Source organism: Ancylobacter gelatini (genome assembly GCF_022601675.1).
In the GTDB taxonomy this organism is placed as follows: domain Bacteria; phylum Pseudomonadota; class Alphaproteobacteria; order Rhizobiales; family Xanthobacteraceae; genus Ancylobacter; species Ancylobacter gelatini.
Window position 1 is genome coordinate 1 of the sequence record NZ_JAKVIL010000003.1, and the last position, 24,772, is coordinate 24,772.

General features: G+C 67.0%; 18 protein-coding genes. 10 read left to right on the forward strand and 8 right to left on the reverse strand.

The window, feature by feature from the left end; translation table 11 throughout:
- Positions 1 to 174: 174 nt before the first annotated feature.
- The 4 genes from MKI84_RS06195 to MKI84_RS06210 all read right to left on the reverse strand — a co-directional run bounded on the left by MKI84_RS06195 (position 175) and on the right by MKI84_RS06210 (position 4,066).
- Positions 175 to 396: a hypothetical protein gene (locus MKI84_RS06195; protein WP_241617596.1), complete on the reverse strand. Its 222-nt coding sequence runs from the start codon at positions 394 to 396 to the stop codon at positions 175 to 177.
- A 100-nt stretch (positions 397 to 496) separates the two neighbouring features.
- Positions 497 to 1,477 (reverse strand): glutaminase, encoded by a 981-nt coding sequence (locus MKI84_RS06200; RefSeq protein WP_241617598.1) that lies wholly within the window; start codon positions 1,475 to 1,477, stop codon positions 497 to 499.
- Positions 1,478 to 1,604: 127 nt separating this feature from the next.
- The gene (locus MKI84_RS06205) at positions 1,605 to 2,771 is read right to left on the reverse strand and encodes a DUF2778 domain-containing protein (RefSeq protein ID WP_241617601.1); all 1,167 of its coding nucleotides are present in this window, start codon (positions 2,769 to 2,771) and stop codon (positions 1,605 to 1,607) included.
- A 191-nt stretch (positions 2,772 to 2,962) separates the two neighbouring features.
- A complete protein-coding gene (locus tag MKI84_RS06210) occupies positions 2,963 to 4,066 on the reverse strand; it encodes an HPP family protein (protein WP_241617603.1) in 1,104 nt (367 codons plus the stop codon).
- A 214-nt stretch (positions 4,067 to 4,280) separates the two neighbouring features.
- Between MKI84_RS06210 and MKI84_RS06215 the strand changes: the two genes are divergently transcribed.
- Together MKI84_RS06215 and MKI84_RS06220 are read left to right on the forward strand one after the other, a co-directional pair.
- Positions 4,281 to 5,828, forward strand: a complete 1,548-nt coding sequence (locus MKI84_RS06215; protein WP_241617605.1) for a TerC family protein — start codon at positions 4,281 to 4,283, stop codon at positions 5,826 to 5,828.
- 575 nt (positions 5,829 to 6,403) lie between these two features.
- Entirely contained in the window at positions 6,404 to 7,741 is a 1,338-nt protein-coding gene (locus MKI84_RS06220) for a nucleotide sugar dehydrogenase (RefSeq protein ID WP_241617607.1), read from the forward strand.
- Here MKI84_RS06220 and MKI84_RS06225 read toward each other — a convergent pair.
- On the reverse strand, positions 7,731 to 8,765 hold the full coding sequence (locus MKI84_RS06225) for a polysaccharide lyase family 20 protein (protein ID WP_241617609.1): 1,035 nt from the start codon (positions 8,763 to 8,765) through the stop codon (positions 7,731 to 7,733). The two genes, MKI84_RS06220 and MKI84_RS06225, sit on opposite strands and share 11 nt — an antisense overlap.
- A 126-nt stretch (positions 8,766 to 8,891) precedes the next feature.
- Between MKI84_RS06225 and MKI84_RS06230 the strand changes: the two genes are divergently transcribed.
- From MKI84_RS06230 to MKI84_RS06265, 8 genes are all read left to right on the forward strand, one after another.
- A complete protein-coding gene (locus tag MKI84_RS06230) occupies positions 8,892 to 11,639 on the forward strand; it encodes an ABC transporter transmembrane domain-containing protein (protein WP_241617611.1) in 2,748 nt (915 codons plus the stop codon).
- The gene (locus MKI84_RS06235) at positions 11,636 to 12,145 is read left to right on the forward strand and encodes a cyclic nucleotide-binding domain-containing protein (RefSeq protein WP_241617613.1); all 510 of its coding nucleotides are present in this window, start codon (positions 11,636 to 11,638) and stop codon (positions 12,143 to 12,145) included. Before MKI84_RS06230 ends, MKI84_RS06235 begins: the two co-directional genes overlap by 4 nt.
- Before the next feature lie 10 nt (positions 12,146 to 12,155).
- Positions 12,156 to 13,892: an adenylate/guanylate cyclase domain-containing protein gene (locus tag MKI84_RS06240; RefSeq protein ID WP_241617615.1), complete on the forward strand. Its 1,737-nt coding sequence runs from the start codon at positions 12,156 to 12,158 to the stop codon at positions 13,890 to 13,892.
- A gap of 76 nt (positions 13,893 to 13,968) precedes the next feature.
- Positions 13,969 to 15,777: an ABC transporter ATP-binding protein gene (locus tag MKI84_RS06245; protein ID WP_241618355.1), complete on the forward strand. Its 1,809-nt coding sequence runs from the start codon at positions 13,969 to 13,971 to the stop codon at positions 15,775 to 15,777.
- The gene (locus tag MKI84_RS06250; protein ID WP_241617616.1) at positions 15,774 to 17,714 is read left to right on the forward strand and encodes an ABC transporter substrate-binding protein; all 1,941 of its coding nucleotides are present in this window, start codon (positions 15,774 to 15,776) and stop codon (positions 17,712 to 17,714) included. The genes MKI84_RS06245 and MKI84_RS06250 overlap by 4 nt, the downstream gene beginning before the upstream one ends.
- A gap of 3 nt (positions 17,715 to 17,717) precedes the next feature.
- Positions 17,718 to 18,716, forward strand: coding sequence for an ABC transporter permease (locus MKI84_RS06255; protein ID WP_241617618.1), 999 nt, complete (start codon positions 17,718 to 17,720; stop codon positions 18,714 to 18,716).
- The gene (locus MKI84_RS06260; protein WP_241617619.1) at positions 18,713 to 19,912 is read left to right on the forward strand and encodes an ABC transporter permease; all 1,200 of its coding nucleotides are present in this window, start codon (positions 18,713 to 18,715) and stop codon (positions 19,910 to 19,912) included. The genes MKI84_RS06255 and MKI84_RS06260 overlap by 4 nt, the downstream gene beginning before the upstream one ends.
- Before the next feature lie 26 nt (positions 19,913 to 19,938).
- Positions 19,939 to 20,439 carry a class I SAM-dependent methyltransferase gene (locus tag MKI84_RS06265; RefSeq protein ID WP_241617622.1) on the forward strand — a complete coding sequence of 167 codons (501 nt, stop codon included), beginning with the start codon at positions 19,939 to 19,941 and terminating at the stop codon, positions 20,437 to 20,439.
- Here the strand turns inward: MKI84_RS06265 and MKI84_RS06270 are convergent.
- From MKI84_RS06270 to MKI84_RS06280, 3 genes are read right to left on the reverse strand one after another with little or no spacing between them, the layout of a single operon-like run.
- Positions 20,421 to 22,355, reverse strand: coding sequence for a glycosyltransferase (locus tag MKI84_RS06270; RefSeq protein ID WP_241617624.1), 1,935 nt, complete (start codon positions 22,353 to 22,355; stop codon positions 20,421 to 20,423). The genes MKI84_RS06265 and MKI84_RS06270 overlap by 19 nt on opposite strands.
- Positions 22,352 to 23,464, reverse strand: coding sequence for a glycosyltransferase family 4 protein (locus MKI84_RS06275; protein WP_241617626.1), 1,113 nt, complete (start codon positions 23,462 to 23,464; stop codon positions 22,352 to 22,354). Before MKI84_RS06275 ends, MKI84_RS06270 begins: the two co-directional genes overlap by 4 nt.
- A gap of 4 nt (positions 23,465 to 23,468) precedes the next feature.
- Positions 23,469 to 24,722 (reverse strand): glycosyltransferase family 4 protein, encoded by a 1,254-nt coding sequence (locus MKI84_RS06280; RefSeq protein WP_241618357.1) that lies wholly within the window; start codon positions 24,720 to 24,722, stop codon positions 23,469 to 23,471.
- Between the last annotated feature and the right edge of the window lie 50 nt (positions 24,723 to 24,772).

Sequence of the window (24,772 nt, forward strand, 5' to 3'; positions counted from 1 at the left end):
ACTATGTCTTAAGACCTGGGAGAGTAGGTCGCTGCCAGGCCTGCCAAACACAGCATGCGCTTCTAAACGACACCTGAGCAAAACCCCCGTCGCGGTAACAACCCGGCGGGGGTTTTGTTATGAAAAATCCGCCGTAACCCGATCCCGTCCCCCGGCGCCCGGCCGCGCACCCCATCACGGCCCGGGGAGCCGCTCCTCCAACCGCGCCAGTTCCTTCTTCAGAGCCCGCATCTCCTCGAAACGCTTCGTCACATCGCGCAAGACCGAGGCCATCCCGGTCACCCGGCCACCGGAATCCTTCAGCAGAACGATCGTGAACTCCAGCGAGAGACGCTGGCTGTCTCGCAAATGATCATTGGAGTGGCGCAGCGCAGACGGTGAAGCCCGATCAAGCATCCGCCAGTTCCCGCCGTCTCCGCGCTATCCGGGCCGCATCAAACGTTCCGCCGATCGAGCCACCAGGCGCCGGTCAGCGCTTCAGTCCGGCCGTGCCGGCTCACGCACCGAAGATCGACCAGCCGAGCCGCTTGGTGAGCAGTTCCAGCGCGATGCGGCCGAGATGTGAATTGCCGTAGGCGTCGAGGCCCGGCGACCACACCGCAATCGAAGCCTTGCCAGGCGCGATGGCGAGAATACCGCCACCCACCCCGCTCTTGCCCGGCAGGCCGACGCGATAGGCGAACTCGCCCGAACCGTCATAATGGCCGCAGGTCAGCATCACCGCGTTGATACGGCGCGCGCGCTCGGGCGTTACCACACGGTGTCCGGTCGCCGGGTTGCGTCCGGAGTGGGCGAGGTAGCGCCCGGCCATGGCGAGTTGCCGACAGTTCATGACGATCGAACAATGGTGGAAATAGACGCCGAGCGTGTAGTCGACCGGGTTCTCGATCACACCGAACGACTTCATGTAGTTGGCCAGGGCTATATTGCGAAAGCCGGTGCGCCGTTCCGATTCGGCGACGGTGCGGTCGATCGTGATCGAGGTGTCGTCGGCGAGAAATTGCACGAAGCGCAGGATCTCGCCCAGCGCCTCCTTGGGCTGGTGGCCCGAGAGGATGCGGTCGGTGACAGCGATCGCGCCGGCATTGATGAATGGGTTACGCGGAATGCCGTGCTCATATTCAAGCTGGACGATGGAATTGAACGCGCTGCCGGAGGGCTCCCGCCCGACATGCTTCCACAGCCGGTCGCCCGCCTTGCCGAGCGCGAGGGTCAGGGTGAAGACCTTGGAAATGCTCTGGATCGAGAACGGCATGTCAGCATCGCCGCCCGCGGCGACGGTGCCGTCATTGTCGATCACCACGAGGCCGAAGGCGCCGGTGTCGACATTGGCAAGTTCGGGGATATAGCTGGCCGGTTCGCCTCGGTCGGTCCGTTGCCGCATCTCTTCGGCGATTTCCTTGACGACACGTTCCAGATCGGCCACGGCTTGATTCACCTTCTCTCGACCGCGTTGCGCCCGCTGCTGCGCCAGCATCCGGTCGGCATCACTGATGCGAGAATTATACCGACAGCGGCCGGGATGCGCGCCAAAAAGCGCGATCTTCCCCGTGCAACGTGAGTGCCATTTTGCAGCGCCCACGCCACACCGGCGTAATGGTGCGCTATTTTTCCCGGCTTCGCCCGGTGAGCCAGGCGATGAGCGGGTTCATCGGCTCATCGCCCTTCGGCATGCTCTCAACCACGATGATGCGGTCGATCTTGCCCTGCTCGAAGGTGGTCATGAACGTGTCGTAGTCGTCGATGGACACACAGCCATTGGAATCGCCACGCGGCCCGAGCAGATAGGGGTGAACGAGGAAGCCGTTGCGGCCATACATCTCGCCCTTACCGATAGGGGTCATACGCACGGCCCGGGAGCCGTGGAACAGCTTCTCTCGCCAGGTCAGCTTGTAGATGTTGGGAGGCGTGGGGCCGTACATCTTCACGGAGACGTGGCGGATATTGTCCATCTTGTCGCCATAGCCGGAATGGGCTTCCAGCTTCTTGCCACCGGGAAGATAGACCTTCTTGGCCTTGATGTCGTAGAGAGCGAAGCGGTCCTCTGGCCCGGGATAGGTCAGTTCCGGACGCATCGCCTCGGGCGGGGGCGTGTCGGGCAATGTCGGCGCCGCGTCGGGCGCTTCGTCCTCGGGGAGCGGACCGGCCGTCGCCTGCTCGACGCTCAAGAGCGGGTTGCGCGGCGGCAGGGGCGCAAGGGCGAGCTGTGTGCGGGTCTGCTCGGCGGATTGGGCGACGGCGGCGTCGGCATCCGGAGTGTCGGGAGCCTGGAGGCGGCCGGCAAAAAGTGGGTTGGCGACAGGCAGCGGGATAGTCGTCGCGGTCTCCACCACCGGCTCGGGCGTGGTTCCCGCATCCGCCACATTGTCCGTCGTCGGCAGGCTCGCGACCGGGGCCTCGTGGGCGGTCGGCCGCGGTTCCTGAAGCGCGGGATCGAACAGCCAGTTCGGCGCAAGTGCAATCAGGCCCGAAGAGTGGAAGTTGCGCACGTCCATCACCGTGCGCACCGGCACCGGCGGCGCGATGGCGAACGGTTCGGGGGTCATCTTCATGGGTTCGGAGAGGATGGGGCGCAATGCGGGCTGCCCGACTGGATCGGCGCCCCAACCTGCACCCCAGGCGGCGGCGACCGCGACGGCGGCGACACCGCAGAAGCCGATAACTCCCACACCGACCACATGGGCGAGCGAACGCGCTCTCAGGCCGTGCCATTGTCTGACAGGGGCCTCGCTGCTGGCCTTCGCCGTACTGATCCGGGCCTTTTCCGCCATGATCCTCTCTGCTCGACCCCTTTCGAGCCGTGACAGCGCCGAAGCGCCTGGCGCCTCCGCCCACATCAGTCTCATCAACGCGGCGGGCGGTCAATTCCGTCCGCTGCCCAATATGCCCGCGCCACGGGGTTCAGGACGGCGCGCGGCATCCAGGACGAGCCGGATGCTAGGCGCTCATGGGTAACATTCCGTTAATCCGGCATTGTGGGCGCCATATGGCGGTGCGACGCCGGGTTCCCCGCAGCGCCGATGTCGAGGCCGCGTGTGAGCACGGCGAGCCAATCGGCCTCGGTGACCACGCCAAGCAGGCGCCGTTCCGAATCAAGGACATAGACCGCATGGACATGGCCGCCGGCGAATTGCGCGATCAGGCCCAGGGCCGGGGCTTCGGGAACCGTGGTCGCGGCAGGTGCCATCAACTCGTGAGCAAGGGCGCCGGAGCCGCCAAGCTCGCGCGGTCCGATGACGCCGGCGAGGCGGCGCTGGGAGTCAATGACAGGTAGCGAGCGAAGGTCGTGGCTGGCGAGCAGTGCCGCGACCACCTGTCGCGAGGCTTCCGCGCCGACCGATATCACGTCGCGGGTCATGAGGTCCCGGCAGGCGAGGTCGTGATAGGCGCGCGCCAGCGCCCGTTTCTCGATGGCACGCAACAGGCGCTCCAGATCGTCGCGCGTGATATCAAAGGTCTCGCCGAGTTCATCGAGCGCGGCATCGACGTCTTGAGCGTTGAAGGAAGGACGGCTCTCCGTCTCGACGGGCGGCACGGCCGGTGGGGCCGCGCGATGCGGATAGGGATTTCCCGCCAGCCGGTGATAGGCAAAGGCGCATGCCACCAGCAGGAGCGCGTTCAGCCCGACCGGCGCCAGCGGAAACAGCAGGCTGGCGGAGGGCGCCGCGAACAGGCCGACGAGCGCAGCGGCGCCGCCGGGCGGATGCAGGCAGCGCAGCAGCGACATCGCCGCGATGGCGAGGCCGACGGCCAACCCCGCTGCGAGCGCGGGCTCGCCCACCACATGCCCGACGGTGAACCCGACCAGTGCCGAGATCGCGTTGCCGCCGACCACCGGCCAGGGCTGGGACATCGGGCTGGACGGCACAACAAACAGCAGCACGGCCGAGGCGCCCATCGGGGGTACCAGCCACAGCCCGTGAGGTCCTTGGGCCGCGAGAAGCGCACAGGCGAGGCCAGTCAGGCCGATGCCGGCAAAGGCACCGGCAGAGGCCCGAAGGCGCTGGCCGAGAGTGGCGCCCGGCAGGATCGGGCGGAACAGCTTGAAACGTGCGAGAGGGGACATTCGCGTCTCCCGTTTTTTTTGAAGGTGTTGTTGGTCGGCACGGTGCCGTCGACGAAGCCCCCTTATACAGGTTTGTTCGCGTGCATGTGAACGGGCACCGGCGCGCGATAGCTTAGCCTTGCTGCGCGCGGTCCCATTGCCCTAGTTCATGGGGGCGGGTCCGGCGGGACGATGGTTTTCCGCTGGGCGGGACGCGAGGAGAGCGACAGCGACGATGATGTTCGAGTGGATGGCGGACCCGGCGGCCTGGGCGGGCCTCGCCACGCTGATCGTGCTGGAAGTGGTGCTCGGCAGCGACAATCTGGTGTTCATCGCGATCCTCGCTGACAAACTACCGCCGGACCAGCGCGAGCGGGCGCGGATCACCGGCCTGTCGCTGGCGCTGCTCATGCGCCTGGCACTGCTGGCCTCGGTGTCGTGGATCGTCACGCTCACCTCTCCGCTGTTCACTATCCTAGGCTCGGCGATTTCCTGGCGCGACGTCATCCTGATCGTCGGCGGCCTGTTCCTCCTGTTCAAGGGCACCACCGAGCTTCATGAACGGCTGGAAGGCGGCCACGAGGCCAAGGCCAGCGCGGGCGCCTATGCCGTCTTCTGGCACGTCATCGCGCAGATCGTGGTGCTGGACGCCGTGTTCTCGCTCGACAGCGTGATCACGGCGGTCGGCATGGTGCGCGATCTGTCAGTGATGATGATCGCGGTCGTGATCGCCGTGGGCGTGATGATGGTGGCGAGCCGGCCGCTGATGGCCTTCGTCAGCCGTCACCCGACCGTGGTGATCCTCTGCCTCGGCTTCCTGCTGATGATCGGCTTCAGCCTGATCGTCGAGGGTCTCGGCTTCCACATTCCCAAGGGCTATCTCTACGCCGCCATCGGCTTCTCGATCCTGATCGAGGCGGCAAATCAGTTCGGCCGGCGCAATGTGCGCAAGCGCGTGACCACCATGGACCTGCGCGACCGCACCTCGCGCGCCGTGCTCCGGCTGCTGCGGGGCGGGGAAAGCGCGCCGGACGCCTCGGAGGAACTGGCCGCCATCGCCTCGACCGGCGGCGACCTGCCGGCCTTCTCACCGCAGGAAAGCGCGATGATCGAGCGCGTATTGACGCTGGCTGAACGTTCGGTGCGCTCCATCATGGTGCCGCGCGTCGACACGGTCTGGCTCGACATTGAGGATGAGCCGAAGGCGGTGCTCGAGGAAATCCGCGCCAGCGGTCGCTCACGCTTTCCAGTGTGCCGTGGCGATCTCGACGATGTGCTCGGCGTGGTCCATGCCAAGGACCTGCTGGGCCAGTACGCGGCGCGCGGCGCCGTCGATCTTTCGCAGGCGCTGCGCAAGCCGGTCTATGTGAGCGAGACCCTGCCGGTGCTGCGCCTGCTCGAACAGTTCAAGGCCTCGAATGTCCACATGGCCATCGTGGTCGACGAGCACGGCACGTTCGAGGGGCTGGTGACCCTGACCGATATCCTGACGGCTATTGCCGGCGACCTGCCGGAATTGGCGGGTGAGGAGGAGCCCTACGCGATGCGGCGCGAGGACGGCTCATGGCGGCTCGACGGCCGCATGCCCGTGGGCGAGGTGGAAAGTGCGCTGGGGGTAGAGGGGCTGCGCGGCGGCGATTTCGAGACGCTGGCCGGCTTCATCCTCTCGGAACTGGGCCATCTGCCGGAGCCGGGCGAGAGCATGGACTGGAAGGGCTGGCATTTCGAGGTGCTGGACCTCGACGGCCACCGCATCAATCACATCGCCGCTTCCAAGCGTTGAACCCGGTCGACGTAAAGGTGGGGGCGCATAGCGGCCCTCGCGCCGGAACCCTGTTTCTTCAGCCCCGCCGCGCACCGTTGCGGCGCTCGCGATCTCGATTGTGATCACAAGAGATCGAGGCGGGACCTATTCATTGGATACAATCTAGTGAGGCGGTAGGCGAGCAGCCGACACACCTCGTGTGCACTGCAATAATGGTCAGAAGCATAGCCAGGTTAGTACGACGAAGATGCCGAGCAGGGTAGCGGCTCCGCCGAACCATCCGGCCCCTGATTCATCTTGCTTGATGTTCTGATTCTGGCTCATCAATTCCTCCAAATTTATGTTTTGTTTGGCGAGACAATAACGACAAACTTTATGTATGGAACCAGGGGAGGGTGCGTCACTTTGGCAGGGGGTGTTGGCGCGGGAAATTGTTGATTTTTTCGCTTTTATTTTAGTGGTTTAGCGAACATCGCGTGATGTGAACCGCCCCAAGCGCGGGGTGCGCTGCCATCCGCGCGCCGCCGTGGTAAGAGGGCCGCGGCCAGACATGGCCTTCGGCCCCCGCTTCACAGCCCGACGAGTTGACCGACATGAGCGAGTCCGCTGCTGCCCTCCTTGAAGCGCGTATCGATCAGAAGCGCGCGTGCATCGGCGTGATCGGCCTTGGCTATGTCGGCCTGCCGCTGGCGCTGGTGGCGGTCGAGGCCGGGTTCGAGGTGATCGGGTTCGACATTAACCCGGGGCGGGTCGAGGCCATCGCCGCCGGCCGGCAGGTCATCCGCTATATCCCTGCCGAGCGCATGGGCGCCGCGCTGGAGACCGGGCGCTTCCTCGTCACCGCTGATTTCACCCGGCTTGGCGATTGCGACGCGGTACTTATCTGCGTCCCGACCCCGCTGACCCGCCAGCGTGAGCCGGACCTGTCCTTCGTCGAGCGCACTGCGCGTGACATTGCGCGCACGCTGCGGCCCGGTCAGCTTGTGGTGCTGGAATCCACCACCTGGCCCGGCACCACGGTCGAACTGGTCAAGCCGATCCTGGAGGAGCGCGGCCTGATGTCCGGCCGCGACTTCTTCCTTGCCTTCTCCCCCGAGCGCGAGGACCCCGGCAATGTCCGCTACTCCACCGCCACCATCCCGAAAGTGGTGGGCGGCGACGGCGCGGCGGCGGGACGGCTCGCCGAGAGCCTCTATCGCGCGCTGGTGACGGAGGTGGTGCCGGTATCCTCGACCCAGGCAGCGGAGGCGGTGAAACTCACCGAGAACATCTTCCGCGCCGTGAACATCGCCCTCGTCAACGAGCTCAAGACCGTCTACGGCGCCATGGGCATCGACATCTGGGAAGTGATCGAGGCGGCCGGCACCAAGCCGTTCGGCTTCATGCCGTTCTATCCCGGCCCGGGGCTGGGCGGGCACTGTATCCCGATCGATCCGTTCTATCTCACCTGGAAGGCGCGCGAATTCGACATCGAGACCCGGTTCATCGAGCTTGCCGGGCAGATCAACACCCGCATGCCCTATCTGGTGGTCGATCGCCTCGCCGAGGCGCTGGACACCGTAGCGGGGCGCGGGCTCAACGGCGCACGCATCCTGGTGCTCGGGGTGGCCTACAAGAAGAACATCGACGATGTGCGCGAGAGCCCGGCGCTCAAGCTGATGGAGCTGATCGACGAGCGCGGCGGACTGTGCGAGTTCCACGACCCGCATGTCGCGGCGCTGCCGCCGACGCGCCGCCATCCCCGGCTGTCGGGCAAGGCATCGGTGCCGCTGACGAAAGAAGGCCTGGCGGGTTTCGACGCGGTGCTGGTCGCCACAGACCATGACGAGGTTGATTACGCGCTGGTCGCCGCCCATGCCCGCGTGCTGGTCGACACCCGCAATGTGTTCGTCCGTCTCGGGCTGGCGCCGGAGGGGCTCGTCAAGGCGTGAGCGTGCTGGCCTCCACCGGCGGCGTCAGCTTCCCGCAGGTCGCGGCCGGGGCGACGTCCGTGCAGGTCGGACCGCGACGGAAATTGTCGTAATAGATGCGCCACACGTCGGCGGCGCCGGCGCGGTACGGACCGAACTTGAAATACATGTTCTCGCCCAGTCCCGGCCCTTCATGGCCGATCCGGCCGGTGACGCTGGCGATCCACTGGCCGTTGGCGAGGATTTCGATGCGCCCGTTGCCCTCCGGTCCGGCCTGGACCAGGAAGGCGAAATCGATCCAGCCCGAGTCCAGCGCCGGCAGCTTGCCGCCACGAGGCTGGACCACGAGGTCGGGCGTACAGCCGGAAAACCCGGCAAGCGCCCCGGCGGCCGAGCCGGGCTCGACGGCAATGAGGGCGCGGAACTGGTTGAAATCGTCCGGCGGCCCGGCAGCGGCCTCGCCGGTGCGACAGCCACCTGGCCGCTCGGGTGCACCCGCCGCGACGAAGCTTCCGGTATCGGTGTCGACCGTCACCGCCAGCTTGCCCTCGATGAGGCGCAGGGCGAGCAGCGGGCTGTAATCGCCGTCGGCGCCGGGCTCGATCTCGCGCTTCCACTGCGCCATCACATAGCGGTGGCGCATGGTCGGGATCGGCTCGGCCATTTTCATCGAGAAGCCGTACCAGACCGGCGCGCCATAGGGCACCAGCACCTCGGGGCGCTCCCACACCTCGGCCCGCTCGCTGCACAGCCCGTTCGGCGTCGCGCATTGCGGCCGTACCGAGAGGTCGATCGACTGGCGCCCCGTGCGCGCGGTCGCGGTGCTGAAGACATGACTTCCCGCGCCCTGCTCGCGGTTGTTCTTGTAGAACAGACCGCCCTGAGCGGAGAAATCGCTGCCCTCGAAATCCTCATGCAGCACCAGCGCTTGCGGGTCGGCGCGTGCATGGGTGGCGCCCAGAGCCAACCCGAACAACAGCACCGCGCCGGCGAGGCGCAGCCGGCCGTAGCGCGGCGAAGCGGGAGGCGGGGCAGAGCACGGCATGGCAGCGGAAACCTCGGGCTTATGCTAGCATTGTCATAATTTGGTGATCGATCAGGCAGAGCCGATCCCGACTACCTATTTGTCGACGATTGAATCTTAGCCGCGGCGCTGAAAGGCGCAAAGTCCTTGGCCGTCAATTTCTTCCGTTACGTCTGGCAGTACAGTCGGCGCGAGCAGATCATCGTTTTGATGTTCGTGCTGGCGTCCCTGCCGTTTTACTGGTGGTCGCTCGACGTGCCCAAGCGCATCGTCAACGAGGCGATCCAGGGCAGCCGCTTCGGCGACGGCCAGACCACCGCCCGCCTGTTCGACTTCTCCCTGTCGTTGCCCGACTTCCTTGGTGGCGGAACCTATCAGATCACCGACGGCTGGCTTCTGGAGCAACTGCCCTATCTGTTCGCGCTGAGCATGGTTTTCCTAGTGCTCACGCTGATCAATGGCTGGTTCAAATACGTCATCAACATCCGCAAGGGCGTGCTCGGCGAGCGCATGCTGCGGCGGCTCCGCTTCGACCTGTTCTCGCAGGTGATGCGCTTCCGCCCGGAGGATATCCGCACCACCAAGTCGGCGGAAATCACCAGCATGATCAAGGACGAGGTGGAGCCGATCGGCGGCTTCTTCGGCGAGGCCTTCATCACGCCGGCCTTTCTCGGCATGCAGGCGATGACCGCCATGGTGTTCATCCTGGCGCAGAGCATGTGGCTCGGCACGCTGGCGCTGGCGCTGATCGTGGTGCAGGGCATCGTCATCCCGCATCTGCGCCGGGAGCAGATCCGCCTTGGCCGGATGCGCCAGCTGGAATCGCGCATCCTCGCCGGGCGCATCGGCGAGATGGTGGAAGCCGCGCCCGCGCTCCATGCCTTCGGCGTCGGCGGCTACAGCGCTGCCGAGATCGGCAAGCGGCTGGGAACGCTGTTCGACATCCGGTTGCGCCTCTACCGACGCAAGTTCGCGGTCAAATATCTCAACAACCTTCTGGCCCAGCTCACCCCCTTCATCTTCTACACGCTGGGCGGCTATCTGGCGCTGATGGGCCAGCTCGATATCGGCCAGCTGGTAGCGGTGATCGGCGCCTATCGCGACATGCCCGGCCCGATCAAGGAACTGATCGACTGGGATCAGGACCGCGCCGACGTCACGGTGAAATATGAGCAGGTGGTCGGCCAGTTCTCCAAGGGTTTCATGCTGCCGCCCGAGCCGACGACGCCCCCGGAGCCGATCGCGCCGGACGCGCCGATCACCATCGTCGGACTGCGCGTCGTCAATGGCCGCGGGCTGGTGCTGATCGACCGCATGTCGGCCGCCATCGCCCGGCCCGGCCGCGTCGCCCTGGTCGGCCCGACCGGCAGCGGGCGCGACGTGCTGACCAAGGTCATCGGCCGCCAGATTACCGATTACCAGGGCAGCGTCACCATTGGCGGGCGCGAGGTCTCGGCGATGCCGGACAGCGAGGCGAGCGGGCTGATGATCTATGTCTCGGGCGAGCCTTTCATCATGTCGGGCACGATCCGCGATAATCTGTGCTTTGCCCTGCGCCGTGCCGTGCCCGAGCCGGAGGTGATCGACTATGGCGACGCCGCCGCCCGCTACTGGCGCGACGAGGCGAAAATGACCGACAATCCGCTGGTCTCCCCCGATGCCGACTGGATCGACTATGCCTCCGTCGGGGCGACCGGGCCGCTGGATCTGAACGACGCCATCATCGCGGCCCTGCGCGTGGTGCGCGGCTATGACGAGATCTTCCGTGTCGGTTGGTCGAGCCCGCTCGGCGACGAGCTGGAGGATGAACTGCGCGATCGCATCCTCAAGGCGCGCCCGGCCATCCTGGCGCGCTACAAGGAGCAGGGCCTGATCGATTATGTCGAGGGCTTCCGGCCGGATCGCTTCAACACCAATGCCACCATCGGCGAGAACCTGCTGTTCGGCGTGCCCATCGGCGAGCGCTTCGCGCCGGCGAGTCTGGCCAGCGATCCGTTCACCCGCTCGATCGTTGCCGCCGAGGCGCTGACCGCCCCGCTGACCTCGATCGGTCTGAAAATGGTGGAAACGGTCGCCGAGGTGTTTCAGGGGCTGGCGCCGGACCACCCGCTGCGCGAGCGCTACTCGTTCGTCGACGAGGCTGAACTCGATGCGTTGTGGCCGGTGGTGCAGTCCGCCTGGCAGCACGGGCAGCGCCGGACCCTGCCGGCCGAGGTGCGCGACAAGCTGATCGGCTACGCGCTGATGTATGTCGAGCCGCGCCACCGGCTCAACCTGATCGACGAGCAACTCGTGGCGCGCGTGCTGCGCGCCCGCGCCAGCTTCCGTCAGTTCCTGCCGGCGAGCGAGGCCGGTTCGATCGAGTTCTACGACCCGAACCACCTGATGCCGGATGCCAGCATCCGCGACAATCTGCTGTTCGGCAGGATCCGTTATGGCAAGACCCATATGCGCGACAAGCTGCTGGCGGTGGCCGGCGACGTGATCCGCGAGCACGGTCTGGAGGGCTTCGTGGTGTCCAAGGGCCTCGATCAGGAATCGGGACCCGGCGGCCGCCTGCTGTCGCCTCAGCAGCGTGTCACGATCCAACTCGCCCGGGCCGTGCTCCGGCGTCCCGAGATACTGATTCTCGACGATGCTCTCTCTAGCTTCCCGCCCCAGGAAGCGCTTATGATCCGTGAGAACATCTTCGAGGCGATGGCCGGCAAGACGGTCATCGCAACGCAGTCGAGCGAGGATAATCTGGAGGCGTTCGATCTCGTGCTGCGGTTTGAAGGTCCCAAGCTGCTCGGCGCCGAGCGCAAGGGCGAGCCGGCCGCTGCCGCGGACCCGGAGCCGACGGAACCGCCCCGCCCGCGCGAACCGGAGCAGAGGCCTCAGGAGGTTGCCAAATGACCATCGAGGACGAAGTGCGCTCGCTTCAGAAGTTTCGCATGTTCCACCATGTCGAAACCCCGAAGCTCAAGCTTCTGGCCATGATCAGCGATCGGATCGTGTTCCAGCCGGGCGAGACCATCTATGAGCAGGGCGAGGCGTCGGACGCGGTCTATATCGTGCTCGAGGGCCAGTACAAGGTGTCCCTGCACACGCCGGACGGCGTGATCGACTTCGCCCAGCATGTGCGGGGCACGCTGCTGGGCGAAGCCGGCGTGCTGTGCGAGCAGAACCGCATGGTGAGCATCACCGCCGAGACCACGGTGACGGCGCTGCGCGTCGACCGCGAGTCCTTCCTTGAACTCATAAAGGAATCCCTGCCGTTCAATCTCGCGGTGATGCGCGAGCTCGGGCGCCAGATCATGGACCTCAACAATATCTGCGCCCAGCTGGTGCAGCGCCTGCCGAAGGGCGCGCCGGCGGCGGATGCGGCGCGCAGTATCGCGTCGCCCGCTAACGCGCACTGAAACGAGATTCATGGCCGTCACCACCATCAAGGCCCCCAGGCAGGCGGGCGAACAGTCGCGCAACTCGCTCAGTGATCAGCCCTGGGCGTGCCATGCGCGACTTTGGGCCGGCCTCGTCCTGTTCGCCTTCGTGTTCACCCATCTGGTCAATCACGCCATCGGTATTTTCGGCGTCGGCGCGATGGAGCAGGCCCAGCAATGGCGCTGGCTGCTGTGGAGGAGCTGGGGCGGCGGTTTCCTGCTTTATGGCGCGGCACTGGTCCACGTCGTGCTGGCCAGCTACCGCATCATGCGCCGCTCGACCTGGCGCATGCCGCGAGACGAGGCGTGGCAGATCATATCGGGCCTCGCCATTCCCTTCCTGGTGGCGGGACATGTCCTGCAGACCCGCGTCGCAGGCTCATGGTTCGATGTCGACCAGAGCTATCATGCCGTGCTGCTGCGGCTGTGGCCGGCGGTGCTGTTTTCGCAGACCCTGCTGCTGGTGGTGAGCTGGAGCCATGGCGTCATCGGCCTTCATCACTCGCTGCGCTACAAGGCGTGGTATCCGAGGTGGCGGGTCGCCGGGCTTGTGGTGGCGGTGCTGGTGCCGGCGCTGGCCTTCGCCGGTTTCGTCGCGGGTGGGCGAGAGGCGGCGCAGGGCGCGGCGGCCGGCGGGCCGACACCCGAGCAACTGGCCGGCATCGAGCATGCGGGCATGATGATGAATGCCGGGCTCGCCGGTTTCGCCAGCGCGTTCGCGCTTCTGCTGGTCGGGGCCTATGTCCGTCGCCGGATCGGCTCCACCGTGACCATCACCTATCGCGGTTATGGTCCGGTCCGGGTGCCGCGCGGCACCTCGGTGCTGGAGGCGAGCCGCATGTACCACATCCCGCACCCCTCTTCGTGCCGTGGCCGCGGGCGCTGCTCGACCTGTCGCGTGCAGGTGACGGGCGGCGCGGCGGATTTGCCGGACCCGTTCGCCGCGGAGCGGGCGCTGCTCTCCGGCATCGGCGCGCCGGAGAACGTGCGTCTCGCCTGCCAGACGCGGCCGACCCGCGACATGAGCGTGCGCATCCTGATGCCGGTGCTCGGCCAGCGCTTGGCCGACCCCGACCAGGACGCGCAGGAATGGGCGGTGGAGCGCGAGGCCACCGTGATCTTCCTCGACCTGCGCGCGTTCAACACCTTGACCTCCAACCGCCTTCCTTATGAAATCGCGGTGCTGATCAACCGTTTCTCCACGGAGATGACCCAGACGGTCGAGAGCCATGGAGGGCGCATTGACCAGATGTATGGCGACGGCCTTCTCGCCGTGTTCGACGGTTCCGACAAGCCATCGGCCGGCGCGCGCGCGGCCCTGCGCGCCGCGCGCGACATGACCCGTGTGCTCGACATGCTCAATATCGAGATGCGCGGCGTTCTGCCGATCCCGATCCGCGCCGGTATCGGCATCCATACCGGCCCGATCATCCTGGCCCGCGTGGGCGATGGGGTGCAGGAGAACCGGTTGCGCGCGATCGGCGTCACCGTCACCGTCGCCGCCGGACTGGAGGCCGCGTCCAAGGAATATCTCGCCGATTATTTCGTTTCGGAGGAGACGGCGCGCGCCTCGGGGTATGACTTCTCCGGCCAGAACCAGCGCGACGTGATCGTGGACGGTCACAGCATGCCGGTGCCTGCCTATGCCATCGCGAACGACGTCGCGCTCGACAAGGTGATGTCGGGCAAGGCGATGCTCGGCGTGCTCAGCGCCGCAGGGATGTGAGGCCGTGGCAGGGGGCGGGCGAGACGACGTAGCGCGTGGCGACGTACTTCGCATTGAGGACCTGCACGTCTCGTTCATGCTGCACGGACAGATGACCGAGGTGGTGAAGGGCGTCTCGCTGCGCGTGTCCGCCGGGCGTACCGTGGCGCTGGTCGGGGAATCCGGGTCCGGCAAGACCGTGATCTCGCAATCGGTGATGGGTCTGCTGCCCCGCAACGGCGTCATCACCTCCGGCAGCCTCGTGTTTTCCGATCCGGACAAGGACGGCAAGTCCGTCGACATTGCCGGGCTGCCGCGCGACGGCAAGAAGATGCGCATGCTGCGCGGCGGGCGCATGGGCATGGTGTTCCAGGAGCCGATGTCCTCGCTCTCGCCGGTTCACACCATCGGCAACCAGATCGAGGAGGCGCTGCAACTTCATCGCCCCCATCCGCGCAAGGAGGCGCGGGCGGTGACCGAGCAGATGCTCGGTATGGTGGGTTTCCGCGACCCGCAGCGCTCGTATGACCGCTATCCGTTCGAGCTGTCGGGTGGCCTGCGCCAGCGCGCCATGCTGGCCATGGCGCTGATCTGCCATCCCGCCTTGCTGATTGCCGACGAGCCAACCACGGCGCTGGACGTCACCATCCAGGCCCAGGTGCTCAAGCTGATGAAGGAGCTGCAGCGCGAATTCGGCATGGCGATCCTCCTGATCACCCATGATCTCGGCGTGGTGGCCAACATGGCCGATGAGGTTGTGGTGGTCTATCGCGGGGAGGTGATGGAGGCAGGCCCGGTCGAGGACATATTCCGCCGCCCGGGCCATCCCTATCTCAAGGCGCTGCTGAAGGCCTCGCCGGACTTCGACATGCCGCCAGGCGAGCGCCTGGTGGCGCTGCGCGGCGTGACGTCGGCGCCGGTGGTCAAGCCCATACGCGAGACGACTCCCAAGCCGCTTCTGAGCGTGCGCGGCCTGCGAAAGACCTATGGCGGCAAGAAGGGCGGCGGTGTCATCGCCGTGGACGATGTCAGCTTCGACGTATTGAAAGGCCAATGCCTCGGCCTGGTCGGCGAAAGCGGCTCCGGCAAGTCGACGGTCGGGAATCTGATCATGCGCGCGCGCAGCGCCGACGCCGGCTCGATCACCTTCCACGATCCGGCGGGCCCGGTCGACGTGCTGGCGCTTGAGGGCGCCGCGCTGAAAGCGTTTCGCCCGCGCCTGCAGATGATCTTCCAGGACCCGGTGAGTTCGCTCTCGCCGCGCATGACCGTGCTCGACATCATTCGCGAGCCGCTCATCATCCAGGGCCGCGGCTCGGAGGCCGAGCAGAAGCGCCGGGTGGTGGAGCTTATGGACTGCGTCGGGCTCGATCCGCGCTTCCTCACCCGCTACCCGCACAGCTTCTCCGGCGGCCAGCGCCAGCGCATCGGCATCGCCCGCGCCCTCGCGCTCAACCCGGACCTCATCATCTGCGATGAGCCGGTCTCCGCGCTCGACGTCTCGGTGCAGGCGCAAATCCTCAACCTGCTGAAGGATCTGCAATCCTCGCTGGGGCTCACCTACCTGTTCGTCTCGCACAATCTCGCGGTGGTGCATTACATGGCGGAGCGGATCGCGGTGATGGCGCGCGGGCGCATCGTCGAGATCGGGCCGCGCGACGCGCTGTTCCGCCATCCTGCGCACCCCTATACCAAGTGCCTGCTGCGCGCCGTGCCGCTGCCCGACCTCGATCGCCCGCTCGATTTCGACATCGCGACCTCGGGCGGCGGCGCTTCCGATCCGGCGACCTGGCCGGCGGCGTTCCGCGGCACCGCGCGGGACCGGCTGGAGATGATCGACCTCGGCGGAGACCATTGGGTGCTCGCCGATCGCGGCTGCACGGCCCATGATGTGACGGCGGCATGAGCACGATGGCGATACGCCCGCTCCTCATTCTGCTTGCCCTCACTCTCGGCCTGTGCGCGGCGCGGGCGCAGGAGCCCTCGGCGCGGCCGGACCTGACGCTCGAGCCGCCCATGTTCGTCGATCAGGTGCGGGTCGGCGAGCTGCCGCCGCTCGCCGGGCGCCTGCCGGATCCCCCGCGTGTGATCAATGTGGCGGCGCGTGGCGGCGAGCCGGGCCGCTATGGCGGCACGCTGCGCATGCTGATGGGCGACCCGCGCGACATCCGCATGATCACCATCTACGGCTATGCGCGGCTGGTGGTGTTCGACGAGAATGGCCGGCTGGTTCCCGACATTCTGGAAAAGGTGGATGTGGAGGAAAGCCGTGTCTTCACCTTCCACCTGCGGCGCAATCATCGCTGGTCGGACGGCCAACCCTTCACCGCCGAGGATTTCCGCTACTGGTGGCAGGACGTGGCCACGAATGAGCGGTTCAATCCCGGCGGCCCGCCGATGCAGATGGTGGTGGACGGCGAAAAGGCGCGGTTCGAGGTCATCGACGCCACCACCGTGCGCTATTCCTGGTCGAAGCCCAATCCCGGCTTCCTGCCATCGCTGGCGGCGGCGCAGCCCTTCACCATCGCCATGCCGGCGCATTACATGAAGCAGTTCCACCAGCGCTATGCCGATCCGCTGAAGCTCTCGGCGCTGGTCAAGATGGAGCGCGTCAAGGACTGGGGCGCCCTGCACGACCGTATGTCGCGCTCCTACCGGCCAGAAAACCCCGAGCTGCCGACGCTTGGTCCCTGGGTGCCGCTGACCAATCCGCCGGCCGAGTTCTTCGTGTTTCGCCGGAACCCGTTCTTCCACCGGGTCGACGAGACCGGCCGGCAACTGCCCTATATCGACAAGATCACGATGGCCATCGGCACCTCGTCGCTGATCCCCGCCAAGGTGGGCGCGGGCGGGGCGGACCTGCAGGCGCGCTATCTGCGCTTCGACAATTACACCTTCCTGAAAGAGGGCGAGGAGCGCGGCAATTACACGGTGCGGCTCTGGGAGCAGGGCGTCGGCGCCTATGTCGCCATCGTCCCCAATCTGAACGCCAACGATCCGGGCTGGCGCGACGTGCTGCGCGACGTGCGCGTGCGCCGGGCGCTCTCCGTCGGCATCAACCGGCGCGACATCAACCAGGTGATCTTCTTCGGCCTCGGCCATGAGGGCGCCAATACGGTGATCCCCGGCAGCGCTCTCTACGATTCCAAATACGACACCGCCTGGGCGCAGTACGACCCCGCGCTCGCCAACCGCCTGCTGGACGAGGCCGGGCTGGAACAGCGTGACAAGGACGGCATCCGCCTGCTGCCCGACGGCCGGCGCGCCGAGATCACGGTGGAGACGGCCGGCGAGAGCACCGAAGAGACCGACATCATGGAGCTGGTCGGCGACGACTGGCGCAAGATCGGGATCAAGCTCCACGTCCGTGGCACGCAGCGCGACCTGCTGAGACGCGGCGTGATTGCCGGCAATGTCAAGATGTCGGTCTGGCAGGGGCTGGACAACGCGCTGGCCTCGCCCGACATGTCGCCGGTCGAGCTGGCGCCATCCAATTCCATGCAGTTCCAGTGGCCGCTCTGGGGGCAATATGCCGACACCGGCGGGCGAGAGGGCGAGAAGCCCGCGCTTCCGGCCGCCGCCGAGCTTTCCGGACTCGCCGAACGCTGGCGCCAGTCCAAGACCGGCGAGGAGCGCGAGGCGATCTGGAAGCGCATGCTGGAGATCAATGCCGACCAGGTGTTCACCATCGGCGTCATCAACCGCACGTCTCAGCCGGTCGTGGTGTCGAACCGGCTGCGCAACGTGCCGGATGTGGGCATCTACAGCTTCGAGCCGGGCGCCTATTTCGGGATCTACCTGCCGGACACGTTCTGGTTCGACGACGCGACGGGTAAGGAGTGAGCGATGCTGCGCTACATCATCCGCCGCATCCTGATCATGATCCCGACCCTGCTGGTGACCAGTGCGCTCATCTTCACGGTGATGCAGCTGCCGCCCAGCGACTATTTCGAGACCTATGTCGCCGAGATGGCCGCACAGGGTGAGAAAGCAGACCTGAGCCGCATCGAGTTCCTCAAGCGCGAATACGGCTTCGACAAACCGCCGATCGAGCGCTATTTCCTCTGGATCGCCGGCTTCGTGCAGGGCGATTTCGGCTATTCCTTCGAATATGAAATGCCGGTGCGCGACGTGGTGGGCGAGCGCCTCGGCCTCACCATCCTGGTCTCGTTCTGCACCATATTGATGACCTGGATGGTGGCGTTTCCGATCGGCATCTATTCGGCGACGCATCAATATAGCTGGGCCGATTACGGGCTCACCTTCATGGGGCTGATCGGGATCGCGATCCCGCACTTCCTGCTCGCGCTGATCTTCATGTATTTCGCCAATGTCTGGTTCGGCCTGTCGATCGGCGGGTTGATGGACCCGGTCTATTTCAACGAACCGATGAGCTGGGAGAAGGCGAAGTCGATCCTCGCCCATCTGTGGATTCCAGTGCTGATCATCGGGGCCGGCGGCACCGGCTCGATGGTCCGTGCCATCCGCGCCAATCTGCTCGATGAGTTGCAGAAGCAGTATTATGTCACCGCAAAGGCCAAGGGCCTGCCGCCCGGCAAGGCGTTGCGCAAATACCCGCTGCGCATGTCGCTCAACTTCTTCGTCTCGCATATCGGCGACGTGCTGCCGACGCTGGTCTCCGGCTCGGAACTGACCGCCGTGGTGCTATCGCTCCAGACCGTCGGCCCGCTGCTGCTGCGCGCGCTGCAGAGTCAGGACATGTATCTGGCCGGCTCGTTCCTGCTGTTCCTGTCCTGCATGACCGTGGTCGGCGTGCTGATTTCGGACATCGCGCTCGCCTTTCTCGATCCGCGCATCCGGCTGCAGGGGGGCTCGTCGAAATGAGCGTGCCGCCCGCTTCCACTTCCGGCCTCGTCCTGCCGCCGCCCGGCGCGCCGCTGTCGCATTTCGTGGCGGACGGCCCGTTCGACCCGGCCGCTGCGACGCCGATGACCCCGGAGCAGGAGAAGGTCTATCTCGCCTCCCAGCTCACGCTGATGTGGTGGAAGTTCAAGCGCCACCGCATCGCGCTGGCTTCCGGTATCTTTCTCGCGGTGCTCTACGTCTCGATCCTGTTCTGCGAGTTCCTCGCCCCTTACGACGACCAGTCGCGCCACACCGATTTCATCCGCTCCCCGCCGCAGGCCATCCACCTGTTCCATGACGGGGCGTTCGTCGGGCCGTTCACCTACGGGTTGAACTATCATCTCGACATGAAGATGTTGCGCCGCGACTACAGCGAGGACACCAGCCGGATCTATCCGGTACAGTTCCTGTGCCGGGGTGAGCCCTATAAGTTCTGGGGATTGATCGAGGGTAGCCTGCGCCTGATGTGCCCGGGCGAGGGCGGCACGCTGTTCCTGCTCGGCACCGACCGGCTCGGGCGCGACATGCTCTCGCGCATGATTTATGGCGCGCGTATCTCGCTGACCATCGGTCTGATCGGCGTCAGCGTCTCCTTCGCGCTCGGCATCATCATCGGCGGGCTTGCCGGCTATTATGGCGGGCTGTTCGATCTCGTCGTGCAGCGCGTGATCGAGGTGGTGCAGTCGCTGCCGCACATCCCGCTCTGGCTGGCGCTCTCGGCTGTGATGCCGCCGACCTGGAGCCCGCTCGTGGTCTATTTCGGCATCACCATCATTCTTGGTCTGATGGACTGGACCGGGCTGGCCCGCGCCGTGCGCTCCAAGCTGCTGTCCCTGCGCGAGGACGACTATGTGGTCGCCGCCCAGCTCATGGGGGCGGGCACCTCGCGCGTGGTGTTCCGCCATCTGGTGCCGGGCTTCATGAGCCATCTCATCGCCATGGCGACCATCGCTATCCCGAGCATGATCCTCGGCGAGACGGCGCTGTCCTTCCTCGGCCTCGGCCTGCGCCCACCGATCACGTCCTGGGGCGTGATGCTCAACGAGGCACAGAACATCAACATCGTCGTGCTCTATCCCTGGCTGATCCTGCCGGTGGTGCCGGTGATCGCGGTGATCCTCGCCTTCAACTTCCTCGGCGACGGCCTGCGCGACGCAGCCGACCCCTATCGCTGAGCCCGGCCTTCCAACCCAGAGACGACATGCGTTCGATTTCCCGCCTTGAGAAGACCCTGTTCCGCCTCCAGTCGCAGCAGGCCTGCCTCGCCTATGCCTTCGCCGAAATTGCGGGGCGGCCCGGTCCGGTGGTGGAGCTTGGCCTCGGGCTGGGGCGCACCTTCGACCATCTGCGTCGCCATTTGCCGGAGCGCGACATCCACGTCTTCGACCGGGTGAACCGCGCTTATGAGGATTGCCAGCCCGACCCGGCCTTGCTGCATCTCGGCGAGATCGAGGAGACGCTGCCCGCGCTCGCCTCGCGGCTGTCGGGCAAGGTGGTGCTGGCCAATTCAGACCTCGGTTCGCATGATCGCGAGTTGAACCTGATAGTGGCCGCCATGTCGGCGCGCCTGTTGCCGCCGATCATGGCCGCCGGCGGCATTGTGATGTCCGATCTGCCGCTGCCGCTCGACGGCTTCCAGAGCGTGCCGCTGCCGCCCGGCGCGCTGGAGGGCAGCTATTACCTCTACCGCGCTCCAGCCTGAGCCAACATGTCCCGTGCGCTGACGAAGCGCACGACGCCGGAGGCGGCGAGGCGTTCCATCACCTCGTCGAGCAGGCGGTCGATCCAGCCATCATGCACCAGATGATGGGTCAGCAGGCCGATCGGCTCCAGTTCGCCCGGCGCAGCAGCAAGCTCATCCTCGACAAGGCGCGCCAGCTCATTGGCGAGCTTTGCCTCGTCCACCAACCCGCCACTCCGCTTCCAGGCAATCGGGTCCCAATGGGTGTTGAGCTGGGTGAGGCCGGGGATCGAGCCGGAACGCCGGGTGAAGGTGGACAGGCCGGTGAAACCCTGCGCCGGCAGCGCCGCCGATATGGCCGATGCGATGCGGTTCCAGGGCGGCACGAACAGCGGCAGGGCTCGTTCCCCGAACAATTCGCGCAGCCGCGACAGTCCCGCCCCCGCCTCGCCGGCAACAATATCGGGGGGGCGATGCGCCCCGAACTCCGCCGCCTTCTCGCCGACGGGGGCGTAATTGGTGTGCGCCCAGCCATGAATCAGCACGTCGACCGCAGGCGCCGCGCGCAGCCGCTCCACCAGCGCCGGGGTGGCGCGGGAGGGGATGATGGCGAGCCCGCCAGACACCCCGAAGCGCTCAAACCGGGTCAGAAGTGTGTCCAACGCGGCGCTCGGATCGACGGCATCGTCGTCGCGCCACCAGAAATCGAGGGTTCGCCCGGCGTCTCGTGCCCGCTTCAACGCCGTGTCGAGCCGTGCCCAGCCCTCCATCGCGGCGCGGCGGCGGTCGATGGCGGTGGAAACCTCTTCGGCGGTGCGTGCCGCGCCGTCGCGGCCGATCGCTGACCAGTCGGGGCGGGGAGCCGCCAGCAGATCCCGCGCCGCGCCCGCCAGCGCGTCCGGCGTCAGCGTCGCGGTTTCAAGGCAGTGCGCCAAGCCGCGTCGTTGCAGCTCGCGGGCGCGAATCCCCTGTTCGCGTTCCCCGCCCTCGGCGAAGGGCACGAGGATGGCGCGGGCATTGGCGGCGGCGAGGTCGAGCACGGTGTTGTAGCCGGCCTGGCTGATGGAGAGCGCGGCCCGTCCCAGCAGCGCAGGGAAGTCCGGTCGCGCCCGCTCGACGATCATGTTGGCCGGCGCGCGGGTGCGCAGGCGCTCGAAGCTCTCGGCAGGCACGCCCGCGCCGACCAGCAGCCGCCAGCGCTTGTCCGGCATCCCTCGCGCCGCATCGAGCGCATTTTCCGAAAGCGGAAGCCCGGCCTCCGAGCCGCCGCCGGAGACGATGATCTCGCCCGCGCCCTCAGTGCCGCCATCCGGGAAACTGCGGGAGCCGTCATGGACATAGCCGGTCTCCAGCACCCGGCGCAGCACCGCGCGGCTCGCCGGCCAGGAGGCGTCGAGCGGCACGACCTCCGAAGCGCCATGGAACAGGATGCCGTCATAGAAGGCGGCGAGCCGCGCCTCGGCCTCCTCCGCCCGACCGGGCTTCGAGGGTGGATTCAGCACATCGCGGATCGAGCACAGGATCGCCGGACGCGGCGTCTGCGCATGGGCGTGTTCCAGCAAAGCGAGAAATTCGTCCCCCAGCGTGCGCCGGCCGAAGGGAAACAGCTCCGTGATCAGGGCCTCCGGCCGGGTCGCATCCAAAGTGGCGAGCAGCGCCTCCCGGCGGGCCAGGAAATGATCGGCGTCCGCCACCACGCCGGGCGCTTGATACAGCGTCGAGAAATCGCTGCCGACGCAATGGACAGGGGGAAGCTGCACCAGCGTGCAGCCTTGCGTGTTCACCGTCGCCGCTGGCCGCCCGCCGGACACCAGTGTCACCGTCCATCCCTGGCGTGCCATTTCGCGGCCGACCGCGGCCATGCGGGCGAGATGGCCTATGCCGAGCAAATGCGTGACCACGATCATCACGCGGGGCGAAAGGCTGTCGACGCTCATGCATGGTCTCCGGGAACGGGGATGCCGGCGGTGCGCAGCGCGCGTGCCGCATGCTCGGCCGCGATGGTCAATGTGCGCTCGGTCGCGATGAAGCGCGCGGCGGCGGCGGCCATAGCGGCGCGCCGGGGCTCATCGTCGAGCAGCCCGGCCAGAGCGCCGGCGTAGGCGCCGATATCGCCGGCCGGCGTCAGCAGCCCGGTCTCGCCCACGCGCATGGTGTCGGCGATGCCGCCATAGCCGCCGGCAAGGCAGGGTAGGCCATGGGCCTGCGCTTCGAGATAGACCGCGCCGAATGCCTCGTTCACGCCGGGCCAGACAAAGAGGTCGGCGGTGGCATAGAGCCGGCCGAGCGCGGGGCGGCCGGTGACCGCGCCGAGGAAGGATACCCGCCCGCCGAAGCGCGCGAAGGCGGCCTCGATCTCAGGTCGGGCCGGGCCGTCACCGACGATGGAGAGCATCCAGCCCAACTCCTCGATCCGCGCCAGCGCCTGCGCGAGCTGGAGATAGGAGGCGAGCTTGTCGCCGGTGCGCATCATCGCCACCGTGATCAGCCGGCGGCCGGAACTCGCGCGCGGCGCGCCGGCCTTGGGCCATTCGGCGAGGTCGAGGAAGGGTTTCAGGTCGGCCACGAGCTGACCGGCGGGTTTCAGCCGGTCCAGCACCTCGCGGTCATGAACGGTCGGGGCCAGCACGAGGCGGGCCGTATCGATCGCCTGTTCGGCGAGGCTGTGCCCGCGCGCGAACGGCCCATCGGCGCGCTTGGGCGCGCGGGAGGCTTCCGCCACGACATAGGGTACGCCGAGGCGCCGGGCGAGGGCGGGGCCGATCAGATCAGGCGCCTTGTAATAGACGTGGTAGGCAAAGACCATCGCCACCGGGGCCGTTTCGGCCTCCCGCGCCAGCCGCTCCACCTCCAGCGCGGCTTCGGCGTGCAGCGCGGCCCAGCGCTCCGGAGCCGGCGTCGCGGCATAGCTGCGCAGGGTCGAGGCCAGATCGACCTGATAGCCGAGCGTGTCGAGCAGCTTCATGAACAGACGCGCCATGGTCCGCTCGCCCGAGGGCACCGGGTGGTCGGGCGGCTTCAGCGGCGCGAGGAACAGGCAGCGCACGCGTTCAGCCCGCTGCAGTCGCGGACCGGGCCGCGCCGGCTTCCGGCATCTGTGCCTTCAGCAGCGTCTCCAGGCGGTCGATGCCGGAGTCGAAACTGAACTCGGCCACCAGTCGGGCATGGGCGGCGCCGCCGAGGCGCTGGCGCAGCGCCGGCTCGGCGATGGTGAGCGCAAGCGCGGTGCTGAGCGCCGGGGCGTCGCCGGGCGGAACCAGCACGCCGTTCACGCCGTTCTCGACGAATTCCGGCACGCCGGCGAACAGGGTGGACACGATGGGCAGCGCCTGTGTCGCCGCTTCCATGATCACATTGGGCAGGCCGTCACGATCGCCATCCGCTGCCGGGCGGCTTGGGAGCACGAACAGGTCGGCCTGACGCAGCGCCTCGATCACCGCCCCCTGTGCCTGGCTGCCGCGCCACTCGATACGATCGGCGATGCCGGCCCGAGCGGCCCGCGCCTTCAGCGCCTCGACCAGTGGGCCGGTGCCGATATGCATCAATCGCCAGTGCAGCGCCGCCGGAAGCTGGCCGAGCGCGTCGATCAGCACGTCGAGGCCCTTCTTCTCGACCGCGCGCCCGACGCAGACGAGGCGTACCGGGTCTTCGGGCTGGGAGCCGTCGCGGGCGGGCCGGGCCGCGGGCGGGGCGGGAAACCGGGCGAGGTCGAGCCCGTGATAGACCAGCTCGACCCGCTCCTGTGCCGCGCCGGCCACACGGCGCAACTCTTTCCAGCCATCGGCGGTGCAGGTTACGCCGAAGCGGGCATCGGCGATTTTCTCGGCGCGCTCCCAGTCCGGCGTGGTCCATATGTCCTTGGCGTGAGCGGAGAACGAGAAGCTGCGCCCGCTCAGCAGCCCGGCATAGCGCGTGACCGAGGCCGGCGTGTGCAGGAAGTGCACATGTAAATGCGTGATGGCCGGGTCGAGTTCTTGTGCCAGAACGCAGGCTTGGCCGAAGCGGCGCAGACGGTTCGGCGTCGGGTCGCGCCTCAGGTCGCGCAGGAACACTGGCAGCAGCCGGCGCCAGTCGAGATGGCGGAAAGCATGCACCATCGCGCGCAGCACGCGGCGCGGGTCGTCGTGCAGATATTCCGGCAGGTAGAACAGCCGCGCGGCGATGGCCTCGTGCATCGGGTGACGGTAGCGGTCCGTCGGTCGGCGCAGCGACCAGATGTCGAAGGCGAAACCGCGCCGCTCCAGCTCCAGTATCTCCTGCGCGACGAAGGTCTCGGACAGCCGCGGATAGCCCTTCAGCACGATGGCGGTGCGGGGCGTCGGGGCGAGAGTGGAAGCTCCTTCCCGGGAGTCGG